Source organism: Streptomyces sp. NPDC047453 (assembly GCF_040643155.1).
Lineage (GTDB): Bacteria > Actinomycetota > Actinomycetes > Streptomycetales > Streptomycetaceae > Streptomyces.
The window spans coordinates 90,913-113,876 of the sequence record NZ_JBEYTS010000013.1 but is presented as its reverse complement, the minus strand read 5'-3'; the positions used below and the strand labels follow the sequence as shown (position 1 = coordinate 113,876).

General features: G+C 71.9%; 15 protein-coding genes, 1 tRNA gene and 3 pseudogenes. 6 read left to right on the top strand and 13 right to left on the bottom strand.

All coding sequences use genetic code 11. From position 1 onward, the window contains the following. The first annotated feature begins 7 nt into the window (after window positions 1-7). On the top strand, window positions 8-1,702 hold the full coding sequence (locus ABZ818_RS14955) for a bifunctional 3'-5' exonuclease/DNA polymerase (protein ID WP_361414227.1): 1,695 nt from the start codon (window positions 8-10) through the stop codon (window positions 1,700-1,702). 140 nt (window positions 1,703-1,842) lie between these two features. On the opposite strand, the gene ABZ818_RS14950 is transcribed toward ABZ818_RS14955, so the two are convergent. Continuing rightward, the gene (locus ABZ818_RS14950; RefSeq protein ID WP_361414225.1) at window positions 1,843-2,736 is read right to left on the bottom strand and encodes a glycosyltransferase; all 894 of its coding nucleotides are present in this window, start codon (window positions 2,734-2,736) and stop codon (window positions 1,843-1,845) included. A gap of 289 nt (window positions 2,737-3,025) precedes the next feature. Here ABZ818_RS14950 and ABZ818_RS14945 point away from each other — a divergent pair, with 289 nt between their 5' ends. After that, window positions 3,026-4,678 carry an adenosine deaminase gene (locus ABZ818_RS14945; protein ID WP_361414223.1) on the top strand — a complete coding sequence of 551 codons (1,653 nt, stop codon included), beginning with the start codon at window positions 3,026-3,028 and terminating at the stop codon, window positions 4,676-4,678. 103 nt (window positions 4,679-4,781) lie between these two features. Here ABZ818_RS14945 and ABZ818_RS14940 read toward each other — a convergent pair whose 3' ends face one another. The 6 genes and pseudogenes from ABZ818_RS14940 to ABZ818_RS14915 all read right to left on the bottom strand — a co-directional run. Further along, window positions 4,782-5,552, bottom strand: coding sequence for a hypothetical protein (locus tag ABZ818_RS14940; protein ID WP_361414221.1), 771 nt, complete (start codon window positions 5,550-5,552; stop codon window positions 4,782-4,784). Window positions 5,553-5,719: 167 nt separating this feature from the next. Then, complete coding sequence (locus ABZ818_RS14935; RefSeq protein WP_361414219.1) at window positions 5,720-5,953, bottom strand: hypothetical protein; 234 nt, start codon at window positions 5,951-5,953, stop codon at window positions 5,720-5,722. 131 nt (window positions 5,954-6,084) lie between these two features. After that, window positions 6,085-8,376, bottom strand: a complete 2,292-nt coding sequence (locus ABZ818_RS14930; protein WP_361414217.1) for a SpoIIE family protein phosphatase — start codon at window positions 8,374-8,376, stop codon at window positions 6,085-6,087. A gap of 942 nt (window positions 8,377-9,318) precedes the next feature. Next, window positions 9,319-9,774, bottom strand: coding sequence for a hypothetical protein (locus ABZ818_RS14925; protein ID WP_361414215.1), 456 nt, complete (start codon window positions 9,772-9,774; stop codon window positions 9,319-9,321). 998 nt (window positions 9,775-10,772) lie between these two features. After that, complete coding sequence (locus ABZ818_RS14920) at window positions 10,773-11,333, bottom strand: GNAT family N-acetyltransferase (protein WP_361414213.1); 561 nt, start codon at window positions 11,331-11,333, stop codon at window positions 10,773-10,775. Further along, window positions 11,330-11,455: pseudogene (locus tag ABZ818_RS14915) on the bottom strand (GntR family transcriptional regulator); the annotation flags it as partial. The pseudogene ABZ818_RS14915 and the gene ABZ818_RS14920, both read right to left, overlap by 4 nt. Before the next feature lie 235 nt (window positions 11,456-11,690). Here ABZ818_RS14915 and ABZ818_RS14910 point away from each other — a divergent pair. The 3 genes and pseudogenes from ABZ818_RS14910 to ABZ818_RS14900 all read left to right on the top strand — a co-directional run. After that, the gene (locus ABZ818_RS14910; protein WP_361414211.1) at window positions 11,691-11,960 is read left to right on the top strand and encodes a DUF6284 family protein; all 270 of its coding nucleotides are present in this window, start codon (window positions 11,691-11,693) and stop codon (window positions 11,958-11,960) included. Beyond that, window positions 11,957-12,241: a hypothetical protein gene (locus ABZ818_RS14905; protein WP_361414209.1), complete on the top strand. Its 285-nt coding sequence runs from the start codon at window positions 11,957-11,959 to the stop codon at window positions 12,239-12,241. Before ABZ818_RS14910 ends, ABZ818_RS14905 begins: the two co-directional genes overlap by 4 nt. Continuing rightward, window positions 12,238-12,705 (top strand): annotated as a pseudogene (locus tag ABZ818_RS14900) (conjugal transfer protein); the annotation flags it as partial. The gene ABZ818_RS14905 and the pseudogene ABZ818_RS14900, both read left to right, overlap by 4 nt. 62 nt (window positions 12,706-12,767) lie before the next feature. On the opposite strand, the pseudogene ABZ818_RS14895 reads toward ABZ818_RS14900, so the two are convergent. Next, a pseudogene (locus tag ABZ818_RS14895) lies at window positions 12,768-12,890 on the bottom strand (transposase); the annotation flags it as partial. Between the two features lie 88 nt (window positions 12,891-12,978). On the opposite strand from ABZ818_RS14895, the gene ABZ818_RS14890 reads away from it, so the two are divergent. Continuing rightward, window positions 12,979-13,131: a hypothetical protein gene (locus ABZ818_RS14890; RefSeq protein ID WP_361414349.1), complete on the top strand. Its 153-nt coding sequence runs from the start codon at window positions 12,979-12,981 to the stop codon at window positions 13,129-13,131. Between the two features lie 42 nt (window positions 13,132-13,173). Here the strand turns inward: ABZ818_RS14890 and ABZ818_RS14885 are convergent. The 5 genes from ABZ818_RS14885 to topA form a co-directional block, all read right to left on the bottom strand. After that, window positions 13,174-13,250 (bottom strand) — tRNA-Thr (locus ABZ818_RS14885). Between the two features lie 117 nt (window positions 13,251-13,367). Then, entirely contained in the window at window positions 13,368-14,987 is a 1,620-nt protein-coding gene (locus tag ABZ818_RS14880; RefSeq protein ID WP_361414207.1) for an alpha/beta hydrolase, read from the bottom strand. A gap of 116 nt (window positions 14,988-15,103) precedes the next feature. Then, window positions 15,104-16,309, bottom strand: coding sequence for a DNA polymerase III subunit delta' (locus tag ABZ818_RS14875; RefSeq protein ID WP_361414205.1), 1,206 nt, complete (start codon window positions 16,307-16,309; stop codon window positions 15,104-15,106). 140 nt (window positions 16,310-16,449) lie between these two features. Next, window positions 16,450-19,776, bottom strand: a complete 3,327-nt coding sequence (tmk, locus tag ABZ818_RS14870; RefSeq protein ID WP_361414203.1) for a dTMP kinase — start codon at window positions 19,774-19,776, stop codon at window positions 16,450-16,452. 124 nt (window positions 19,777-19,900) lie between these two features. Then, the gene (gene topA / locus ABZ818_RS14865; RefSeq protein ID WP_361414201.1) at window positions 19,901-22,720 is read right to left on the bottom strand and encodes a type I DNA topoisomerase; all 2,820 of its coding nucleotides are present in this window, start codon (window positions 22,718-22,720) and stop codon (window positions 19,901-19,903) included. Window positions 22,721-22,964: the final 244 nt, after the last annotated feature.

Here is a 22,964-nt window from a genome sequence, read left to right as displayed (position 1 = left end):
CGCCGACATGACCGACCGGTGGGCTCTGGCACCGGCCGAGGACGGCGGCGCCGAGGTCGCCCCCCTCGGCCGGGACGGCCTGCCCGCCGGTCCGGTGCACCGTGCCGCCGACCTCGCGGAGGCGGTCCGCGGCAGGCCGGACGTCACACGATGGGTGTGGCGGTCCACCGCGGAGGTCTATCCACGCCTGCTCGCCGCGGGCGTACGGGTGGAGCGGTGCTACGACATCGAGGACGCCGAGACGCTCCTCCTCGGCCACGAGGGACGCCACGGCGAGCCCCGCTCGGCCGCCGCCGCCCTGGCCAGGCTGCGCGGCGGCCCCGTACCGCCGGACCCGCCGCACCGTTCCGCCGAACCCGGCGCGCAGTCCTCGCTCTTCGAACCGCAGGGCGTGCGCCTGCCGCTGGCGGACCTGATCACGGCCTACGCCGAGCAGCAGCGGCGGCACGAGCGAGCCGAGCATCCCGACCGTATGCGCCTGCTGACCGCGGCCGAGTCGGCGGGCACCCTGGTGGCGGCCGAGATGAACCGCGCGGGCCTGCCCTGGCGCGCGGACGTGCACCGCGAGGTGCTGCACGAACTGCTCGGCGAGCGGTACGCGGGCGGCGGCGAGCCCCGCCGCCTGGCCGAACTCGCGGACGAGGTGTCCGCTGCCTTCGGCCACCGGGTGCGGCCGGATCTGCCCGCCGACGTGGTCAAGGCCTTCGCCCGGGCCGGGATCAGGGTGAAGTCCACCCGCCGCTGGGAGCTCAGGTCCGTCGACCACCCGGCCGTCGAACCCCTGCTGGAGTACAAGAGGCTGTACCGGATCTGGGTCGCCCACGGCTGGTCCTGGCTCCAGGACTGGGTGCGGGAGGGGCGGTTCAGGCCGGAGTTCCTCGCCGGCGGCACGGTCACCGGCCGCTGGGTGACCAACGGCGGGGGCGCCCTTCAGATCCCCAAGGTCATCCGCCGGGCCGTGGTGGCCGACCCGGGCTGGCGCCTTGTCGTGGCCGACGCCGCCCAGATGGAGCCGCGGGTGCTGGCGGCGATCTCCCGCGACCCGGGGCTGATGGAGGTGGCGGGCCGGGACGCCGACCTCTACCAGTCGGTGTCCGACCGGGCCTTCTCCGGCGACCGCGCCCAGGCGAAACTCGCCGTGCTCGGCGCGGTCTACGGGCAGACCTCCGGCGACGGCCTGAAGAACCTCGCCGCCCTCAGACGCCGCTTCCCGAAGGCGGTGGCGTACGTCGACGAGGCCGCGCGGGCCGGTGAGGAGGGCCGGCTCGTACGGACCTGGCTGGGCCGCACCTGTCCCCCGGCCGCCGGGACGACCGAGGACGCGACCGGGGAGGCGGGCCTCCCGCAGGAGGATCCCGCCGCCGCACCACCCGCCGACCAGGGCTGGATGCCGGGGTACGCCTCCACCAACTCCCGCGCCCGAGGCCGCTTCGCCCGCAACTTCGTCGTACAGGGCAGCGCCGCCGACTGGGCCCTGCTGCTGCTCGCGGCGCTGCGCCGCACCTGCCGGGACATGGCGGCCGAACTGGTCTTCTTCCAGCACGACGAGGTGATCGTGCACTGCCCGAAGGGGGAGGCGGACACGGTCGTCGAGGCGATCCGGCAGGCCGCGGAGGTGGCGGGGCGGCTGACGTTCGGCGAGACCCCGGTGCGGTTTCCGTTCACGACGGCGGTGGTGGAGTGCTACGCCGACGCGAAGTGAGCGCGGGGGCGGGAGGTGAGCCTGAGGCCCGGCACGGGACCGACCCCGTACATGGACCCGGCAACGGCCCGAACACCCTACGGACCCGGCCCCCGCACACACCGAGCCTCGCACGGCCCCAGCGGCTGTGATCCGGCGGGTCAGACGACCGGCGGGCGGCCGAGCCGGGTCAGCCGCCACACGGTCCGCCAGCGCATGGGCCGCCGCTCCCCCGCGGGCTCGCGCAGCCCCTCCACGAACCCGCCGAACCAGGCCCGCAGCCCGGCGGACGAACGGGTCCGCGCCAGGGTGAGCAGCGTCCACACGCCGAGGTGCACCGGGATGAGCGGGAGCGGCAGCCGCCGCCGGACCAGCCAGACCCGGTTGCGGGCGGTGACCCGGTAGTAGATGGCGTGCCGGGCGGGCGAGGTCTTCGGGTGCCGCAGAAGCAGTTCCGGCGCGTAGAGGATCTTCCAGCCGGCGTCGGCGGCACGCCAGGCCAGGTCGGTCTCCTCGTGCGCGAAGAAGAACTCCGCGGGCCAGTCCCCGGTCTGCTCCAGCATCGCCATCCGCAGCGCGTGCCCGCCGCCGAGGAACCCGGTGACGTACCCGCCCCGCATCGGGTCCGACCCGCCGATCCGCGGCACGTGCCGCTGCTGGGTCTCGCCGCACTCGTCGGCGATGCGGAAGCCGACGATGCCGAGGCGCGGGTCGGCGGCGTACAGATCCCGTACCCGGCGCAGTACGTCGGCGTCGACCAGGAGCCCGTCGTCGTCCAGCTCCACGACCACGTCGACGTCCCCGAACTCCCGCAGCCGGGCCAGGGCTGCATTGCGCCCGCCGGGGCAGCCGAGGTTCTCGTCGAGATCGACCGCCGTGACCTCACCGGGCAGGGACAGCCGGCGGGCGAACTCGGGCAGCCGGCACCCGTTGCCGACGATCACGATGCGCGCGGGCGAGAGATCCTGCTTGGCCACGGACTCCAGCAGAGCGTCGACCTCGGCAGGCCGGTTGCCCATGGTCACCACCGCGACAGCGATCCTCGGCTCCACCACGGCCCTCATCCCATCCGACGACAACGGCGCCCGCACGGCGCCCCTCGTTCACCAGGATGTCGCCCGGGCGGCGCCGGTTGCTCCGACGCCACCTCACTTTGCGGCCTCTTACCCCCGCCTCACCGCAACCCTCCCGGAACCGGTACGAAAAACGCACGCCATGCCGTGAGTCCGTCAGCCGCCCGGGTGACGTCCGCGACATTCCGTGCGGTCACCCGGTCGGGTACTGTCCGGCGAAAGATGCCGGAGAGAACCGGTTCAGCCGCGTTTGTACCCCGATCATGCCCGAGTGAGCAAGCAACTCCGAAGTGCCGCACGCCGCCGGGCCGTTCCGGCCACCGTGGGCTCCCTCCTCGCCCTGTCCCTCCTGACCGCCCCGTCCGCCGACGCGCAACCCGCCGGCGCGCGACAGACCGCCGACGCGCAACAGACCGGCGGCGGGCTCCCGTCGCGTGCCGTGCCTCGGTCCAGGCCGATGACGGTCGCGGAGACCCGTACGGACGCCTACCTGAGATCGCTGCGCTCCCGGCCCGTGCCGCTGCGCGGGTTCTTCGTGAGCCTGCCCAAGGGCGGGGACCTGCACAACCACCTCTCCGGCGCGGTGTCCACGGAGTACCTGATCGAACTGGCCGTCGAGGACGGGCTGTGCGTCGAGACCGCGACGCTGACCGCCGTCGCGCCTCCCTGCGGGCCCGGCACCCGCCCCGCGGCGGACGCCCGGACCGACCGCGCCTTCCACGAGGCGCTGGTCCGCGCCTGGTCCATGGAGGACTTCCCGCCGGGCGGCAACGGCCACGACCACTTCTTCGACACCTTCGGGAAGTTCGGCGAGGTGACCTGGCGGCACCGGGGCAAGCTGCTCGCCCAGGTCGCCGACGACGTCGCGGGCCAGAACCAGTTCTATCTGGAGACCATGGTCACCCCGGCCTCCGACGGCGCGAAGCAGTTGGCCGCCGAGGTCGGCTGGGACAGCGATCTCGCCGCGCTGCACCGCAAGTTGGTGGCAGGCGGCAAACTGGACAAGGTGGTCGCCGCGGCCCGCAGGGAGGCCGACGACGGCGACGCCGAGTTCCGCGCGACCGAGCGCTGCGGCACCCGCCAGGCCCGGCCAGGCTGCCGGCTCACCGTCCGCTGGGTCTCGCAGGCCTCCCGGGGCAGCGCCCCGGAGCGGGTCTTCACCCAACTCGCCCTGGGCATGCGGCTGGCCGAGCGCGACCCGCGCTTCGTCGCGGTCAACCTCGTTCAGCCGGAGGACGGGGATGTCGCCCTGCGCGACTACACGCTCCAGATGCGCATGGTCCGCTATCTGCGCGGCCAGTACCCGAAGGCCCATGTCACCTTGCACGCTGGCGAGTTGTGGCCCGGGCTGGTCAAGCCCGAGGACCTGAGGTTCCACATCGAGGAGGCCGTCGACGTCGCCCGCACCGAGCGGGTCGGGCACGGCGTCGACCTCGTCCACGAGGACGGCTGGCAGAGCACGGCCCGCACCATGGCCGCCCGCCAGGTCGCCGTCGAAGTGCCCTTCAGCAGCAACGCCCAGATCCTCGGCGTGAAGGGCGCCGACCACCCCTTCACCACGTATCGCCGCTACGGCGTCCCCATCGTGCTGGCCACCGACGACCCCGGCGTGTCCCGGATCGACATCAGCCACGAGTACCAGTACGCCGCCACGACCTACGGCCTCTCCTACGCCGAGCTGAAGGACCTGGCGCGCGCCTCACTCCAGTACGCCTTCCTGCCCGGTGCGAGCCTGTGGCAGGGCAATCCCACCACCGCGGGCTACCGGGTCGTGTCCGCCTGCCGCGGTGAGCGCCCCGGCCTGCCCGTACGGACCCCGGCCTGTCAGCGCCTGCTCTCCCGCAGCCCCAGGGCGGAACTCGAATGGCGCCAGGAGGCGGCCTTCGCCGTCTTCGAGCGCACGCACACCCGCGCGGTGCGCTGAACACCCTCCGCGCCCTCCCCGATTTGTGCACGGGGCACTCCACGGGGGCACTCCGCGGCGAAAGCCCCGGCGTGCCCCCGTGGCCCCGCCTTCCGCAGCCCTCTCAGGGGTGGGCGGGGCTCTCGGCGGAGGGTGCGGCTTCGGGTACGTCGCCGGCACGGCCGGCCACGGTCAGCCGCAGCGTCGTGGCGGCCACGACTCCCGCCACCAGACCGCAGGTCAGGTCGGCGGGAACGCCGTCCCCGGGGCCCGCTGACAGGTACGTCAACCCCCAGCGCAGGCCCGCCCCGTCCGTCGCCATCCGCAGCGACTGGCTCGCCAGCAGCCCGAGGACGGTCGCGCACACCGCGCCGACCGCCATCGCCGGGACGGTGGCCCGGGTCAGCGGCACGGGCAGCCACCGCAGCGCCCACCACACCACCACGAGCAGCAGTACGCCGCGAAGCCGGTGCAGGAACCAGTCGCCGAACGGCGCGCCCGCCGGTCCCGCCCAGCCGCCGAGCAGGAGCCACTCGCGCAGCAGCTCACCCGGCTCGGCGAACAGCCCACCGACCGGGTCGAACCTCTGGATGGCGGCTGCCACCGACTGGTACGAGAGGACGAGCAGGGACAGCGCGATGATCGCGGTCCCGGCGGTGACGGAAAGGCGGGCGGCGCGCGCCGGGACTGCCTGCCGCGGCAGCGGACCGGCGCCCTTCGCGGTGATCCGGGCCGCGAACACCGTCCCCACCGCCGCGACCAGCGCGGTCACCACCAGGATCTGCCGCCCGGACGAGGTCGTGACCGCCAACTGGGGCAGGAAGCGGTAACTGCCGCGCCCCTGCGAGGCGATCAGCCACGGCGCGGAGACGGCCACCGCCAGGGTCCCCGCCACCAGGCCCCGGGCCACACACCGCGAGCAGCGTGGCGGGCAGCCGGCCGTACACCGGCGGCAGCCTGCGGACCAGGTGCAGCGCGCCGGGCACGAAGAAGGCGAACACCGCGCCGAAGCGGATCTGCATCGCGGTGTGGTAGAGCACCAGGTAGCGCGCTCCGTCGGGCTCAGGCGTGCCGTTGGCCCGGTCCGGACGCCCCGGCACCGAACCGCACGACGTCCGGTGGGTCGTACGACCAGGGGATGAGCCAGTGTTCGAGTTCGGTGGCGGTCCGGCCGCCGATCGCGTCGGCGGTGCCCGCCAGGTGCAGCGCCTGCACGCTCGCCCCCGCCCGCCACAGCAACGCCGTGATCAGCACACCCCCGACCAGCGCCGGTATCGCCGCGCGCCGATACGTCATGACCGTCCCCCGCCCTTGTCCGCGCCTTCCGCGCATCCCACAGCCGGGCGGCGACACTACGGCTCCCCGATCACATGCGGATCACAGCAGGCGGCCCGACCGGGCGCTCGCCGACCCCACGAAAGGCGGGGTCACTGCTCCGAGTCGGACGGCAGCAGGTCGTCCAGAGACAGGCCCTCCACGGCCAGGCCCTCCACCGGCAGGGCCTGCTCGCACCAGATGGTCTTGCCGTCGCGGGCGTGGCGGGTGCCCCAGCGCTGGGTGAGCCGGGCGACCAGCATCAGGCCGCGTCCGCCCTCGTCGAAGATGCGGGCCTGGTGCAGATGCGGGGCGGTACTGCTGGCGTCGGAGACCTCGCAGATGATCGTCCGGTCGTAGATGAGCCGCATCTGTATGGGCGGCTGGCCGTACCGGATGGCGTTGGTGACCAGCTCGCTCACCACCAGCTCGGTCACGAAGCCGATCTCCTCCAGGCCCCAGGTCGCCAGCAGGCGGGCGGTCCGAGCGCGGATCCGGGCCACTTCGGCCGGTTCCGCGGCGATGTCCCAGGTGGCGACCCGCGTCTCGTCCAAGGCGTGCGGCCGGACCAGCAGCAGTGCCGCGTCGTCGGCCGGGGGCTCGGGCAGCAGCGACTTGACCACGTGGTCGCACAGCGCTTCCAGCGAGGCGCACGGCTCGGTCAGTGCGTCGCGCAGTTCTTCCAGCCCCGCTTCCAGGTCGCGCTGCCGGGATTCGACCAGCCCGTCGGTGTAGAAGGCGAGCAGACTGCCCTCCGGCACCTCCAACTCCACCGTCTCGAACGGCACGCCGCCGACACCGAGCGGCGGCCCGGAGGGCAGGTCGAGGAAGTCGGCGCTGCCGTCCGGGGTCACGATGATGGGCACCGGATGGCCGGCACCGGCCAGGGAGCAACGCCCGGCCACCGGGTCGTACACCGCGTACAGGCAGGTGGTTCCGACGTCCACGGCGCCTCCGCGTGCCGGGTCGGCACCGTCGTCGGCGCCCGACTCCGCGGACTGCCGGCTCACCAGGTCGTCCAACCGGGTGAGCAGCTCCTCCGGGGTGGGATCGACATCGGCGAGGGTGCGCACGGCCGTACGCAGCCTGCCCATGGCCGCGGCGGCGTGGATGCCGTGGCCGACCACGTCCCCGACCACCAGCGCGACCCGGGCACCGGAGAGTCCGATCACGTCGAACCAGTCGCCGCCGACCCCGGCGCGGGGTGCGGCGGGCAGGTACCGGGAGGCGGCCGACACCGCCGAGTGCTCGGGCAGTTGCTGCGGCAGCAGACTGCTCTGCAGGGTACGAGCGATCTCGTACTGGTTCTCCAGTGCCGCGGCCTTCTCGATGCTCGCGGAGGCCAGCTGGGCGAGCTGGACGAGGATCGCCTCGTCGTCGGCCGTGAAGTCGCTGCCGTCCTGCTTGTCGGAAAGCTGGATCAGACCCAGGTTGCGACCGTCGGTGCCGATCAGCGGGACGGCCAGCCAACCGCGCATCGGCGGATGAACGGCGGCGTAGGAGCCGAAGCCCCGCCAGGCCGGATGGGCCTCCAGCTCGTCCTGGGTCATCCGCATCGGCCGGTTGTCCTGGCACACCAGGACATAGATCCCCTCTCCGACCGGGGGCGCGTCGAAGAAGCGGTACTCGCCGTACTTGTCCGACAGGGAGACCGCGTTGATCGCCTGGGCCCAGCGGAGGTTCGTGGTCATGCTGGTGACCGACTGGTGCGTGCCCACCAGCGACCTGGCCTCCTCGGTGACCGTCTGGAGGGCGTAGTCCAGTGAGGGCGCGGCATTGATCCGCAGACCGGCCCGGGCCAGGTCCTGCAACTGCTGGGACCGTCTGTGCTCGACCACGGCGGCGGCCGCGGCCTGCTCGTAGAGGCGACCGCGTTCGGCCGCGTCCAGCCGCAACCCGATCTCGCTCATCACCGAGGCGCCCAGTTGCTCCAGGGCGCGCCGCTGCTCCTTGTCCCACAGCCGCGGCCGGGTGTCGATCACGTACAGCGCGCCGAGCGACAGCTCCTCCAGCAGCAGCGGCACGCCCAGGTACGCGCGCATGCCGGTGGCAGCGACCGCGAGGTCGGACCGGTGCGCGGAGTCGTTCCGCACATCGTCGATGACCAGCGGCCGGCCGGACACCACCACCTCGGAGCAGAAGCCCCAGTCGACCCCCTCCTGCTCCCCGTGCCGCGGTACGGCTCGGCCGACCCCGCCCCTGATGAACTGCCGGTCCGCCCCGGCCAGACTGATCAGAGCCATTCGGGTGTCCAGCAGCCGTACGGCCAGGCGCACGGACCGGGCGAAGGCGTCCCTGGTCAGCTCGTCGACCGCGCGGACGGCGTCCACCGCGGCCAGCCGTGAGGGCTCGCGCAGCACCGCGGCAGGGTTCGGCGGGCTGCCCGCCTTACCGAGCTCGGCCATGACCCCTCCGCGCCTGCTGTGTGAGTACGCACCCCGCTCGGATCCGTGGTCCAGGGCCTTGGCCCGGGACCGCCAGGCCGCCCGAAGATCTCGCATGCGCCCTCGTGGCTTCCACCGAGGCCTGGACGTTCCGACCGGGGAGTCACCCTTGCCTGATTTCAAAAGTACGCCTGCCCGTCGCGGCGGCGAACTCGGCCGGGAACCACGGAACGACGAAGGACCAGCTGGGAACGTTCCCAGCTGGTCCTCCGGATGGAGCCGCTTTCGGGATTCGAACTCGAGACCTACGCATTACGAGTTGTCCGATCTTGGTCCGGGGGCGTCTGTAGACGTCCGTGTAACAGGCTCCACTGCCGGTCAGAGCGGGTTCGCGAACCTCGACGGACGTCAGTGGACAGTGCCGGATCGGGAGGCAAATGAGACTGCAACTGAGACTGGCCGCTGATCTCGCCGCGCCCCCAGAACACATCAGGCCCCGTTTCCATCTCTGGAAACCGGGCCTGACCTGGTGTTTCTCTGTCGGGGTGGCGGGGTTTGACCCCACGACCCCTTCGTCCCGAATCAGGCCCTGGAAGATCGTCTACCTGTGCTCCAGGTCAAATATGCAGGTCAGCGCGTCGGGGAGCGTCGGTCTCTGTCGGCTCCCCAGGGGCTTCGATGCAAGATCATCTCCAGGATTTCTCCACGGCAGCGCTCACGCCCCCTGCGCGCGGTGCAGGGTTCGGCGTGTGGTCCGCAAATCGGCTCTTCTCCCCGGATCCGCGGCCTGGTCCAGCGGCTCACCGGACGCCCGGACCCGGCCGAGGTGCCCTGGCTCCTCGCCGACCTCCTCACCAGCCCCGCGAGTGGCAGGCCAGCAAGCCCATCCCCACCCTTGAAGCCGCCCGGCTGACGCTGTGCGGCGGATGCCGCCGCGCCCTCACCGGTGGCACGGAGGGAGTGCTATGAGACAAGCTCAGGTCCCCCACCGTCAGGCGTAGGTCGTATTGCTGTTCCGTCGACGGCACCTCCCATTTCATAGACGAATGACAAAATTCCGTGTATGCGGCGCAGAGGGTAGGTATTTCTCCTGCGATGCGCAAAGCTATCCAGCGGTTCGTAGCCGACGCACAGCATTACTTCGCTCCCCTCATACGACTCCAGGTTAATCACCGCAGCCTCAAGCAGACCGAGCTCGCTGGCAAGTAAAGGGATATTGTCGCGGTGCCGGCTTGAGGCCAACCCGGCCCGTGCATACAGTGCCGGTATTAGCGTGGATCCGCTGGCCTTGGCGATTGTTTCTTTGTCGGCGTCGCTCAATTCGGCTATTTGAGTATAAGCATGCTCAAAACTAGTTCCTTCACTGGCCCCGACGTTTTCCTTCCCTGCCTGAGCGTGCAAGGTGAAGGAGATATCCACCCCAGGCCAATGTCAATCCGGCCAGGAGCCCGCCCAATGCCGTTCGGAGTAGTGATCCGGCGTTGGAGTCAGCTTGCACTTGACTGACCAGTTGAAGGGAAATAACCGCAAAGACGGAAAGAGCGATAGCGGCAAGCGCCGCCTTGCCCAGGTTTCTCATGAGAACCTCCGTGATGGGTGTGAGGCGGTAGATTGTGGCCATTTACGGCCCAATGCCGCTGCTGACCAGGAACGCCTGTCAGCAGCGGCTCTGAAACGGTTTCTCCCTGGGAGGTATCCGTGCGAACGGTCCTCAATGATTACTTAGGACATCAAACCCTCCAGGCTCTTCGGTGTTTGCCGGCTCCCCGGAGCAATCGCCGGCCGCGCCCCACAAAGCCGCCGCCCCTGGGGCAGACTGAACGGTCCCGGACGGCCGCGTACGGCGATGAATGAGACGGAAACTGAGACGGACCGACAGTCTCAAAGGCTGGTCAGACAATGTGCAGAGCACGGGGTTCCATGGCCGGGGAACGATCAGTCACGGACGTCGGCGACCCCGGCCCCGCGCTGCCGACGCCGCCCGACCAAATCCAGCACGAGGTCCCAGGCGGCTGCAGCACCGATCACCAGACACCCCACACGCACCCACGCCGCACTGCCGCTACTGGCAGCTACCCACACAGCCCAGACGAGCTGCACCACCGTCCAGCCGTTGCTGTCGAGAAAGGACCGATCCCGCCCCTGCGACACCACCTGCTCCCCCCTACGCCCAGCCGACGGGCGTACCCCTGAAACGTCGTGCGAACGTCGACCGTTGCCCCCCCATCATCCAACAGCCTCTTGCCTGTGTGCACTCGGCAGGATCGAACCTGCAACCTTCTGGTCCGTAGGCGTGTGCGCCACCTCCGGTGGATCGCGCGTGGGCCTCGTTCAGCACGAGGTGAACGAGGCGGGAGACGTGCCATCGGTGCGCCGTCGTGCGTTGTTGTAGCCGGTGTTGATGTCAGCGGTTGATGTCAGCCCACGTGCTCGGGAGCTGCGGTTTCGTCCGTGAATCCGTGCGCCGCGGGGCCCGTTGCCCGCTGTGCGAGCCACCCTGACACCCTAGGTCCACCGTTCACGGCGACCTCCTGGTGAACCGTCCGAACGTGCCGGAAGCCGTGGCGCAGGTAGTACGCCTGCAAGCCGGTGTTCGTCGTCCAGGCGTCCAGGCGAAGCCACTCGGCACCCGCACGACGGCCACGGTCCCCGGCCCAATCGAGCAGCCGGCCACCAAGGTTCTGGCCAGCGTGCGTACGCGCTACGGTCAGCTTGTTGATGAACAGGGAGGGTTGCCGTAGCTCATCTGCGGTCCACAGTCCCTCTTCCGCTTCCGGGGTCAATGTGATCGTGGCTGCCGTGGCGTCACCGTCGCGCACCATGAAGACCTCTCCCGCCTCGATGGTGGCGAGCAGCTTGTCAGCCGGGTAGGGACGCTGCCACTGGTCGGTACCGAGACCCGACAGCCAAGCTGCCGCCTCCTGTCGGAAGGCGAGCAGCTTGGCCAGGTCATGCGGTTGCGCTGAGCAGATTCTCACTGAGGCTCGTTCTCTTCCCGGCCGGACAGGGTGCCGATCTCGTAGTTCATCTGGTTCAGGTCGCCCCGGAACGTGGTGATCGTGCACCGAATCGGCTGATCCTCCGAGTAGCCGGTACGCGTCACCTTGGGCACCGCCGGTAAGGACCGGCCGGCGGTGCCGTGCGGCCGGTCCGTTCCGGTTCGCAGCACGGTTGCTGCGCCGACTGCCTCTCTCGCCCGTCCGTTCCGCGCGCTGCGTGAGGACGTACGGGCGAGAGCGCGGGGAGTCGGAACCGACTTCAACGGCGAGCGGCTCCCGGGGTGCCACCCGGGAGCCGCGTTCGGGCCGTTCCTCTGTGGAAGGAACCACGACCCAATGAACCACATCGTCACTGTTCAGGACGCTGTTACCGCGTTCGCCGACTTCATGGAGCCGACGGCCGCGGAGCTGGACGCGATCGAGCTGGAGATGCCCGCGATCCTCGCGGACGTCGACCTGATCGACGCGCAGATCATCACGCTCGACCGCACGCCGTCCGAGCTGGACGCCCGCCGTATCCGCCGGGCCCGCCGCCGGGCGCTCGCCGCCCGCGCCGCCCTGCTCAACCGCACGGCCGGCGCGATGGCGCCCGGAGGTGCGGCATGAGCGAGCCGACTGTACGCCTCGACTCCCTCCCTGAGGCTGTCGTAGCGCTGCTGCGCGCGGTGCATGAAGCACTGGACATCCCGCTGCCGGGCCTGACCGACGCCGACGAACGCGCCTACGCCAGGCTCTCGGAGTATCGGTTGCGGGACACGCGGGTCATCCTCGCCGGTGTCCTGGACGAGGGCCACGAGGTCAGCGGCGCCGCCGAGGCGCTGCGTACGTGGACCGAGCAGACGCCGGTCACTCACACGCCGTGGACCGATGGCGGGGGTGCGGCATGAACCGCAAGGAACTGACTCGCTCACAGCGGGTCGTGCTCGGGGCCGCGTTCGTCATCATGGCCGCCGTCGGTGGTATCGGCGGGTACGGCACTTTCAGCAACATCGGCCACGCCTACGGCACCGGCACTGCGCTCGGTGCGGTCGCCGCCGGTGAAGGCGCCACCGCCGTGCTGGGCCTGGTCCTGCTCGGGCTGACCATGCTGGGACAGTCCTCGCCCCGGATCGTCCGTCTCGGGCTGTGGGCGCTGCCCGCCGCCGCGTCCGTGATGGCCGCGATGGCGGGCCCCGACATCGGCCGGACCGTGATCTACGCCGTCACCCCGATGGGCATGTGCGTGTCCGCCGAAGGCATGGCGTTCCTGGCGCGGCGGATCGTCGTCCACACCGACGGCCACGATGCCGAAGCCGAGGCTCGCGCGGCGGCCGTCGTCCGCGAGCTGGCCTATCACCGGGCCGTCGCCGCCCCCGGCGACCTCAAGCGCGTGCTGGAGGACGCCGGCGCGGAGCCGTACAAGTCCGACGGCCGCACGGCCAGTTCGACGGTGCCCGCCCGGGTGTCCCACTCGCGCGGGCGGTAGCCGTTGCGGTGGTTGACTCTCTCGTCGCTGACCTGGCCGTATTCGGCGTTGCAGAGGGCGTCGGCCTCCGCGCCGGGCCGCCGAAGCCGCCGGCAATTACGAGGCGGCGGCGGAGTGGGAGGAGCGGGGGCAGCGCTACCCCCAGAAGCCGCCCGCACGGTGCGGCTGTGGATCGCCGACTCGGGTGCGCTGGACGAGCCGATCGGCCCGTCCCCGCTCGCCACGGACGACACCCTGACCGCCGACTACGCCAAGGGCCGCGCCCCCTGGGGTCACCTGCGCGGGGACGCTGCCGCGCTGAGCGTCCGCTGAACAAGAAAACCCAGCTCAGACAGCGTCTGAGCTGGGTTTCACTGGAGCCGCTTTCGGGATTCGAACCCGAGACCTACGCATTACGAGTGCGTTGCTCTGGCCATCTGAGCTAAAGCGGCGCGCTGCCGCATCATGATGCGATCGGCAACTTCGGTAAGTCTACACAGTTCCCGGGGGTGCTTCGCACACGCCCCGGGGCGCCCCTGGGGCCGGGGGCGCCGGGGTGGGCGCGGTGGTTACGAGCAGCGCTTTCCGTTCGCCGGAGGGGTGCCCTGGAGGAGGTAGGTGTTGATCTCGGAGTCGATGCAGCGACTGCCGCGGCGGTAGGCGGTGTGGCCGTCGCCGTCGTAGGTCAGCAGGCGGGCCGAGGAGAGCTGGCGGGACAGGGACTGGGCCCAGCGGTAGGGGGTCGCCGGGTCGCGGGTGGTGCCGACGACGACGATGGGGGCCGCGCCCTTGGCCTCGATGCGGTGGGGCCGGCCGGTGGGCTTCACCGGCCAGTACGCGCAGTTCAGCGTGTTCCAGGCGAGGCCGCGGCCGAAGACCGGGGAGGCCTTCTCGAAGGCGGGGAGGTATTCCTCCACCTGCTCGGGGGCGGCGAAGGGGGCCGGCAGGTCCAGGCAGTTCACGGCGGCGTTGGCGTACATCAGGTTGCTGTAGTGGCCGCCGGAGTCGCGTTCGTAGTAGCTGTCGGAGAGGGCCAGCAGGGCGGAGCCGTCGTTCTGCTTCATCGCCGACGCCAGCGCCGAGCGCAGTTGCGGCCAGGCCGCCTGGTCGTACATCGCCGCGATGACCCCGGTGGTGGCGAGGGACTCGCCGAGACGGCGGCCGCCGGCGGCACCGGCGGGGATCGACCGGGCGTCGAGTTTGCGGAAGAAGGCGGCGAGCTGGTCGCCGACCTGCTTCGGCGTCGCGCCGCGGCCGCCGAGCGGGCAGTCGCTCTGCTGTACGCAGTCCTTCGCGAACGACTGGAAGGCCTCCTCGAAGCCCGCCGTCTGGTCCAGGTTCATCTGGCGCGCCGACAGCGAGGGGTCCATCGCCCCGTCCAGGACCAGGTGGCCGACGCGGTCCGGGAACAGGCCGGCGTACGTGGCCCCGAGGAACGTCCCGTACGAGGCACCGACGTAGTTCAGCTTCCCGTCGCCCAGCACCGCGCGCACGATGTCCATGTCGCGTGCCGCCTCCATGGTGGAGACGTGCCGCAGCAGGCGGGCGTCGCGTGCGCCGCAGCCCTCCGCGAACTTGCGGTACGCGGCGACGAGCGCGTCGGTCTCCTTGCTGTCGTCCGGCGTGAAGTCGGTCTGTGTGTACGTGTCCATGTCCCGGTCGTCGAGACACCGCACGGACTCGCTGCGGGAGACCCCGCGTGGGTCCGTCGCGACCAGGTCGTAGCGGGCGCTGATCTCGGCCGGGTACCCGACACCGGCGTAGTGCTGGAGATAGGCGACGGCCGCGCCGCCCGGTCCACCCGGGTTCAGCAGGAGCGAGCCGAGCCGCTTGCCCGGGCCGGACGCCTTCTTGCGGGCCACGGCCAGCCGGACGTCGCCCGCGTCGGGCCGGTCGTAGTCGAGCGGCACCTTGACCGTCGTGCACTCGAAGCCGGACACCCCGCAGCTGCGCCAGGCCGGCTTCTGCTCGTAGTACGGCGACAGGATGGGGGGCGTGGCCCGCGGCAGCGCGGCCAGCGCCGCGTCCGCCGCGGGCTCGGTCCGGCGCTGCGTGGTGCCGGGGGAGCAGGCCGAGACCAGCAGGGCGGCGGCCGCCAGGAGGGTGCCGCCCGCGCGGGCCGCGCGGAGGGGGGTTCGGGGCCGGGAGACTCTGCTGCTGTTCGGACGAAGGGCGCGCCTGATGTGCATCCAGCGAGCGTAACTCTCCGCGATCCAATGAGTGCGTTACGTGCGGGTCGTTCCCCGTACGAGTGACGCCGTCGACGCCGGTGGCCTCGGTGTTCTCGGCGCACTTGGCGTACTCGTCAGCCCGCCCTCAGGGCCATCGTCATCGCCTCCACCGCCAGGAGCGGGGCCACGTTGCGGTCGAGCGCGTCGCGGCAGGCGGCGATCGCCTCTATGCGGCGCAGGGTGGATTCGGGCGAGCTGTCGCGGGCGAGGCGCTCCAGGGTGTCCTCGACGTCCGCGTTGGCGATGGCCACGCGGGAGCCGAGTTGGAGGGCCAGGACGTCCCGGTAGAGGCCGGTGAGGTCGGTCAGGGCGAGGTCGAGGCTGTCGCGCTGGGTGCGGGTGCGGCGGCGCTTCTGCTTGTCCTCCAGGTCCTTCATCACGCCCGCCGTACCGCGGGGCAGCCGGCCGCCCTGGGCCGCGCCCAGCGCCGCCTTCAGCTCCTCGGACTCCTTGGCGTCCATCTCCTCCGCGAGCGCCTTGGCGTCGTCCGCCGCCGCGTCGACCAGTTCCTGGGCCGCCCGGAGGCAGCCGCCTATCTCGTCCACGCGCAGCGGGAGCTTCAGGACGGAGGTTCGGCGTTCGCGTGCGGCCGGGTCGGTGGCCAGGCGGCGGGCCCGGTCGATGTGGCCCTGGGTGGCGCGGGCCGCGGCGGCGGCGACGGCGGGTTCGACGCCCTCCCGGCGTACGAGCATGTCGGCGACGGCGTCCACCGACGGCGTGCGCAGGTTCACATGGCGGCAGCGGGAGCGGATCGTGGGCAGGACGTCCTCGACCGAGGGGGCGCACAGCAGCCAGACCGTGCGCGGGGCGGGTTCCTCGACGGCCTTCAGCACGGCGTTGGCGGACTTCTCGTTCAGCCGCTCGGCGTCCTCCACGAGGATCACCTGCCAGCGGCCGGTCGCCGGGGCGGTGAACGACTTGCGCACGGTGTCCCGCATGTCGTCGGCGAGGATCTGCGTACCCACGGCGGCGACCGTGTTGACGTCGGCGTGGGTGCCGACCAGCGCCGTATGGCAGCCGTCGCAGAATCCGCAGCCGGGGACGCCGCCGAGGGCGCGGTCGGGGCTCACACACTGGAGGGCGGCGGCGAAGGCCCTCGCCATCTGCGTGATCCCCGCGCCGGGCGGTCCCGTGAACAGCCACGCGTGCGTCATCTTCGACGCCTCGGGCGGCGGCGCGTCCGTGGCGGCCGCGGTGACCAGGGCGTCGGCGTCCCGGGCAGCGGCGCTCAGCTGTTCGCTGACCTTCTCCTGCCCGACGAGGTCGTCCCACACGCTCATGGGTCACGCCGCCCTTTCGTCATGGTTCGTGGTGCGGGATCCATTGTGCGGGGCACCACTGACAACACGGCGTGCGGCCTCGCCCGAATCGGCGAGCGCACCATCGCCCCGATCACCGCGATCGGCGCCCGTCCGACGGCTCAGCGCCGCCGGTCCCGCCCCCGGCCGCCGTCGCCGTCGTCGAGCCCCTTGCCGTCCTCGCGCGGGCCCAGCAGCTCGTCCGCCAGGGTCGGCAGATCGTCGAGCGGCGTCTCCTCGGCCCAGTCCGGCCGTGGCCGCCGCCGGGCGACCGACTCGGCGTCGACCTGGGGCAGCTCCCGCGTACGGTCGTCGCCCTGGTCGGGCCGCGCGGCCGGCGACCGCTCGCCCCGCTCGTCCCGGAAGAAACCGGGCGGAACCCGGTCCGCGGGGTCCTCCCCGCGGACCGGAGGCAGGACCGCCGTCTCGTCCGCGGCGCCCGGCGTGAAAGCGGGCAGTACGGCGGTCTCGTCCGCGGCCCCCGGCGGGACGGGTGGCAGTACGGCCGTCTCGTCGGCGGCCCCCGGCGGAACCACGGGCTTCGGCAGCTTCGCGGTCACCTCGGACTCGGACTCGCCCGCCGTCCGCGGCCCCGACTCCGCCGACCCGCGGGACGCCCCACGGGAGCCCTCGCTCAAGCCCCGGCCCGACCCCTGGTCCGAGCCCTCGCCCGACGGCTTACCGCTCCCCCGGTCGTCCCGCACCGGCGGCAGCACCGCCGTCTCGTCCGCGGGCCCGCCCGACGCGTTCGTCGGCGTCACCAGCGGCGTCGGCACGGTCACCTCGCCCGGCGGCACCGCCGCGGCCGTCGGCTCCGTGGACCGGCGCGGACCCGACTGCGCGGTGGCCGCGGCCTGCTCCGCCGCCCGCCGGGCCTCCTCCGCCCGCAACAGGGCCTCCTCGGCCTTGCGCTGCTTCTCCAGCCGCCGCGCCTCGGCCTCGGCGCGCAGCCGCTCCTCTTCCTCGGCCTGCCGGCGCCGCTGCTCCTCCTCGGCCTTGCGGCGCGCCTCGGCCTCCGCCCGTGCCCGCTCCTCCGCGAGCAGCCGGGCCTGTTCCTCCTCGGCCTTGCGCCGGGCCTCCTCGGCGCGCTGCCGGGCCTCCTCGGCCTGCCGCTCGGCCTCGCGCCGCTGCGCCTCCTCCAGCTCGCGCCGCTTGCGCTCCTCCTCCTCGGCGCGCAGCCGCGCCAGCTGCTCCTGGCGCTCGCGCTCCAGGCGCTCCTCCTCGGCCTTGCGCCGGGCCTCCTCCTCCGCCTTGCGGCGCGCCTCCTCCTCGGCCTTCCTCCGCGCTTCCTCCTGCGCCTTCAGCTCGGCCTCGGACAGCGGCAGCATCTGGTCGAGCCGGTGCCGGACGACCGTGGTCACCGCCTCGGGCTCCTGCCCGGCGTCCACCACGAGGTAACGGCCGGGGTCGGCGGCGGCCAGCGCCAGGAAACCGGACCGCACGCGCGCGTGGAACTCGGCCGGCTCCGACTCCAGACGGTCGGGAGCCTCCGTGAACCGCTCACGCGCGGTCTCCGGCGAGACGTCCAGCAGGACCGTCAGATGCGGCACAAGACCGTTCGTCGCCCAGCGGGAGATCCGCGCGATCTCCGTCGGGGACAGGTCGCGGCCCGCGCCCTGGTAGGCGACGGAGGAGTCGATGTACCGGTCGCTGATCACGACGGCGCCCCGCTTCAGCGCGGGCCGTACGACCGTGTCGACGTGCTCCGCGCGGTCGGCGGCGTACAGCAGCGCCTCCGCGCGGTGGGACAGGCCCTGCGAGGACACGTCCAGCAGGATCGAGCGCAGCCGTTTGCCCACGGGAGTGGCGCCCGGCTCGCGGGTGAGGACGACCTCGTGGCCCTTGGACCTGATCCAGTCGGCGAGCGCCTCGGCCTGCGTGGACTTGCCGGCGCCGTCGCCGCCTTCGAGGGCGATGAAGAATCCGGACTCGGCGGGGGCCGTCACCGGGTCGTCGCCGCCCCGCAGGGCGTCGACGAGGTCCTGTCGCAGCGGTACGCCGGAGCGGTCGTCGACCTTGGCGAGGACCAGCGCGGCCACCGGCAGGAGCAGCGCGCCGACCAGCATCAGCGTGAACGCGGCGCCTCCGTGCGCGAACACGAACCGCCCGTCCTCGAGGCGGTGCGGGCCGATCCCGGCCGCGACCACGGGGGCGAGCACGGCACCGAGCGCCACGAAGACCCGTACCACCGCGTGCAGGTGCTCGGTCATGCGCGGCTTGCGGTAGTCCTCGGCCTCCTGGTCGAGCAGCGTGTGCCCGGTGTTGGCGGCGGCGCCCGCGCTGACTCCGGCCAGCGCGAGGATCAGCAGGACCGTGGTGACGTCGGGGACCAGCCCGGCGGCGAGCAGGGCGACGCCGGTGAGCGCGATCGTCAGGGCCAGCAGCCGCCGCCGCGACAGGGAGACCAGCGCCTTCGGCGCCGTACGGATGCCGACGGCGACCCCGCCGGTCAGGGCGAGCACCGCCAGCCCGTACAGCACCGGGCCGCCGCGCAGGTCCGTGGCGTGCAGCACGCAGACGGCGACCGCGGCGGCGATCGCCCCGGCGACGGACGCGCAGGCGAGCACGAGCAGCGGAACGGCACCCGTGCGGCCCTTGTCGACGCCGGAGCCCGTCTTCGGGCGGCGCAGCCCCTCCAACGGCGAACGCGGGCGCGGGGTGCGGGTGCCGGGCAGTTCCAGGTAGGTCAGCACGGACAGGGACGCGGCGAACAGGCCGGCCGCGACGTACGCGCCGAGGGCCGCCTGGTGCTGGTCGAACCAGGCGATGCCGGTGCCCAGGAGGTTGTTGAGCAGGGAGGCGGCGACCAGGGCGGCGGCCGCCAGCGGGACCGCCAGGAAGGTGGTCCGCAGCGACAGGCGGCGCAGGGCGTCCATGTGGTCCGGCAGCGGGCGCACCGTGGCGCCCTCCGGGGGCGGGGCGGGCAGCAGCGCGGGGGCCGCGCCCTCCCGGCACACGCTCCAGAAACGCTCGGCGACCCCGGTCACGAAGACGGTGACCAGGAGCAAGGCCAGGGCGTCGTCCGGCGTCCAGTCGATCCACAGGGGCGCGACGAGCAGCAGGGCGGCGCGCAGACCGTCGGCGCCGACCATGGTCCAGCGCCGGTCGAGCGGTCCCTCCTGGGAGGTGAGCGAGGTGAGGGGTCCGAGGAGGACCGCTCCGAAGAGCAACGTCGCCAGGATGCGCGCTCCGAAGACCGTCGCCACTGCGAAGGCCACGCCCCGGTAGCCACCGCCGAAGGGGCCCGCGGCGACCGCCGCCTGGAGGGCGAGGACGACCAGGACCAGGAGTGCGAGGGTGTCCCCGACGCCTCCCACCAGTTGGGCGCTCCACAGCCGCCGCAGCTGCGGTCGGCGCAGCAGGGCGCGGACGGCGCGCTCGCGGGAATCGGCCATGAGTGCGTCGTCGGGTGCGGAGGTGTGGGCCGTTGGCTGCTCGGCTCGCGTCATGCGTTCAGCCTATCGGGACCCACCGACAGCATGGAGTGACCGTCCGGACGTGCGCACGCCCCGACACCAAAGTGATGCCGGGGCGTGCCTTTCGCAAAGGAGCCGCGAGGGACCCGCGGTGCGATCAGTCCTCCGCCGCCTTGGCGGCCGTCGCCTTCGCGGTGGTCTTCTTCGCGGCCGTCTTCTTGGCGGTGGTCGTCTTCTTCGCCGCGGTCTTCTTCGCGGCCGTGGACGCCGTCTTCTTCGCCGTCGTCTTCTTGGCGGCGGCCTTCTTCGCGGTCTTCTTGGCCGGGGCCTTGGCGCGCTTCTCCGCGAGGAGCTCGAAACCGCGCTCCGGAGTGATCTCCTCGACGCTGTCGCCGGAGCGCAGGGTCGCGTTGGTCTCGCCGTCGGTGACGTACGGGCCGAAGCGGCCGTCCTTCACCACGACCGGCTTTCCGCTGACGGGGTCCTGGCCGAGTTCCTTCAGCGGCGGCTTGGCAGCCGCGCGGCCCCGCTGCTTGGGCTGGGCGTAGATCGCCTGCGCCTCCTCCAGCGTGATCGTGAAGAGCTGGTCCTCGGACTGGAGCGAGCGCGAGTCCGTGCCCTTCTTCAGGTACGGGCCGTAGCGGCCGTTCTGCGCGGTGATCTCCTGGCCGTCGGCGTCGGCGCCGACGACGCGCGGCAGCGACATCAGCTTCAGGGCGTCGTCCAGGGTGACGGTGTCCAGGGACATCGACTTGAACAGCGAGGCCGTACGGGGCTTGACCGCGTTCTTGCCGGTCTTCGGGGTGCCCTCGGGGAGCACCTCGGTGACGTAGGGCCCGTAGCGGCCCTTCTTGGCGACGATCGTGTGGCCGCTGGCCGGGTCGGTGCCCAGCTCGACATCGCCGCTGGGCTCGGCCAGCAGCTTCTCGGCCAGCTCGACGGTCAGCTCGTCCGGGGCCAGGTCGGCCGGGATGTCGGCGCGCTGGTGCTGCTCGGTCTCCTTCTCGCCGCGCTCGATGTACGGGCCGAAGCGCCCGACCCGCAGCACGATGTCGTTGCCCACGGGGAACGACGACACCTCGCGCGCGTCGATCGCGCCCAGGTCGGTCACCAGTTCCTTGAGGCCGCCGAGGTGGTCCCCGTCGCCGTTGCCGGCCTCGGCGGCGCCGCCGTGGCCGGTGCCCTCGCCGAAGTAGAAGCGCTTCAGCCACGGCACGGCCTTCGCCTCGCCGCGCGCGATGCGGTCGAGGTCGTCCTCCATCTTGGCGGTGAAGTCGTAGTCGACGAGCCGCCCGAAGTGCTTCTCCAGGAGGTTGACCACGGCGAAGGACAGGAAGGACGGCACCAGGGCCGTGCCCTTCTTGAACACGTAGCCGCGGTCGAGGATCGTGCCGATGATCGACGCGTACGTCGACGGGCGGCCGATCTCCCGCTCCTCCAGCTCCTTGACCAGGCTGGCCTCGGTGTAGCGGGCCGGAGGCTTGGTGGCGTGGCCGTCGACCGTGATCTCCTCGGCCGTGAGCGCGTCGCCCTCGCCGACCTGGGGCAGCCGGCGCTCGCGGTCGTCGAGCTCGGCGTTGGGGTCGTCGGCGCCCTCGACGTACGCCTTGAGGAAGCCGTGGAAGGTGATCGTCTTGCCGGACGCGCTGAACTCGACGTCCCGGCCGTCGGCCGTGGCACCGCCGATCCGCACGGTCACGCTGTTCCCGGTCGCGTCCTTCATCTGGGAGGCGACCGTCCGCTTCCAGATCAGCTCGTAGAGCTTGAACTGGTCGCCGGTCAGACCGGTCTCGGCGGGCGTGCGGAAACGATCACCCGAAGGACGGATCGCCTCGTGCGCCTCCTGCGCGTTCTTGACCTTCCCGGCGTACGTACGGGGCTGCGGCGGCAGGTAGTCGCCGCCGTACAGGTGGGTGACCTGGGCACGGGCGGCGGCGATCGCCGTGTCGCTCAGGGTCGTGGAGTCCGTACGCATGTACGTGATGTAGCCGTTCTCGTACAGCTTCTGGGCGATCTGCATCGTCGCCTTCGCGCCGAAGCCGAGCTTGCGGCTGGCCTCCTGCTGGAGCGTCGTCGTACGGAACGGCGCGTACGGCGAGCGGCGGTACGGCTTGGACTCGACGGACCGGACGGAGAAGCGGGTGTCCTCCAGGGCGGCGGCCAGGGCGCGGGCGGTGGCCTCGTCGAGGTGGAGGGTGTTCGGGCTCTTGAGCTGTCCCAGGGAGTCGAAGTCGCGCCCCTGCGCGACCCGCCTGCCGTCGACGGTCTGCAGCCGGGCGACCAGCGACGACGGGTCGCTCGCGTCACCCGCCCGGCCGGTGGCGAAGGTGCCGGTCAGGTCCCAGTACTCGGCGGAACGGAACGCCATGCGCTCGCGCTCCCGCTCGACGACGAGCCGTGTCGCGACGGACTGGACCCGGCCCGCCGAAAGCCGCGGCATGACCTTCTTCCACAGCACGGGCGAGACCTCGTAGCCGTAGAGGCGGTCGAGGATGCGCCGGGTCTCCTGGGCGTCGACCAGCCGCTGGTTGAGCTGGCGCGGGTTGGCGACCGCCTCCCGGATGGCGTCCTTGGTGATCTCGTGGAAGACCATCCGCTTGACCGGGATCTTCGGCTTGAGCACCTCCTGGAGATGCCAGGCGATGGCCTCGCCCTCGCGGTCCTCATCGGTGGCGAGGAAGAGCTCGTCGGAGTCCTTCAGCAGATCCTTGAGCTTCTTGACCTGGGCCTTCTTGTCCGCGTTGACGACATAGATCGGCTGGAAGTCGTGTTCCACGTCCACACCGAGGCGGCGGACCTCGCCGGTGTACTTCTCGGGTACCTCCGCGGCACCGTTGGGAAGGTCGCGGATGTGCCCGACGCTCGCCTCGACGATGTAGCCGGGGCCGAGGTAGCCCTTGATCGTCTTCGCCTTGGCAGGCGACTCGACGATGACGAGTCGGCGGCCGCCCTGTGCGGTCTCGCTGGTCGGGGACAACTTCGCTCTTCTCTCCGGTCGACGCTTGAGCCTCCCCAGGCCTTGATTTCCCGGGGGTCGGGTGGTGGTGACGCTGCGGAGTGTGACGGTACATCCCGCCCCCGTGTCAAACGGGAAAAGCCCGCAACGGCCACTCGAACGGTAACCCGACTACCCCCCTTCCTGCCGCCCGGACTGCTCACCAGGCTGTTCGGGCTGATGCGGAGGGTGATTTCTCAGTTACGGAGACCGGACAGGAGCGGCG

What these genes read in the sequence shown, in the direction of transcription:
- ABZ818_RS14955 (WP_361414227.1), top strand. Translation starts at nt 8, where the DNA reads ATGACCGACCGGTGGGCTCTGGCACCGGCCGAGGACGGCGGCGCCGAG.
- ABZ818_RS14935 (WP_361414219.1), bottom strand. Translation starts at nt 5,953, where the DNA reads ATGACGTATCGGCGCGCGGCGATACCGGCGCTGGTCGGGGGTGTGCTG.
- ABZ818_RS14930 (WP_361414217.1), bottom strand. Translation starts at nt 8,376, where the DNA reads ATGGCCGAGCTCGGTAAGGCGGGCAGCCCGCCGAACCCTGCCGCGGTG.
- ABZ818_RS14910 (WP_361414211.1), top strand. Translation starts at nt 11,691, where the DNA reads ATGAACCACATCGTCACTGTTCAGGACGCTGTTACCGCGTTCGCCGAC.
- ABZ818_RS14905 (WP_361414209.1), top strand. Translation starts at nt 11,957, where the DNA reads ATGAGCGAGCCGACTGTACGCCTCGACTCCCTCCCTGAGGCTGTCGTA.
- ABZ818_RS14880 (WP_361414207.1), bottom strand. Translation starts at nt 14,987, where the DNA reads ATGCACATCAGGCGCGCCCTTCGTCCGAACAGCAGCAGAGTCTCCCGG.
- ABZ818_RS14875 (WP_361414205.1), bottom strand. Translation starts at nt 16,309, where the DNA reads ATGAGCGTGTGGGACGACCTCGTCGGGCAGGAGAAGGTCAGCGAACAG.
- tmk (WP_361414203.1), bottom strand. Translation starts at nt 19,776, where the DNA reads ATGACGCGAGCCGAGCAGCCAACGGCCCACACCTCCGCACCCGACGAC.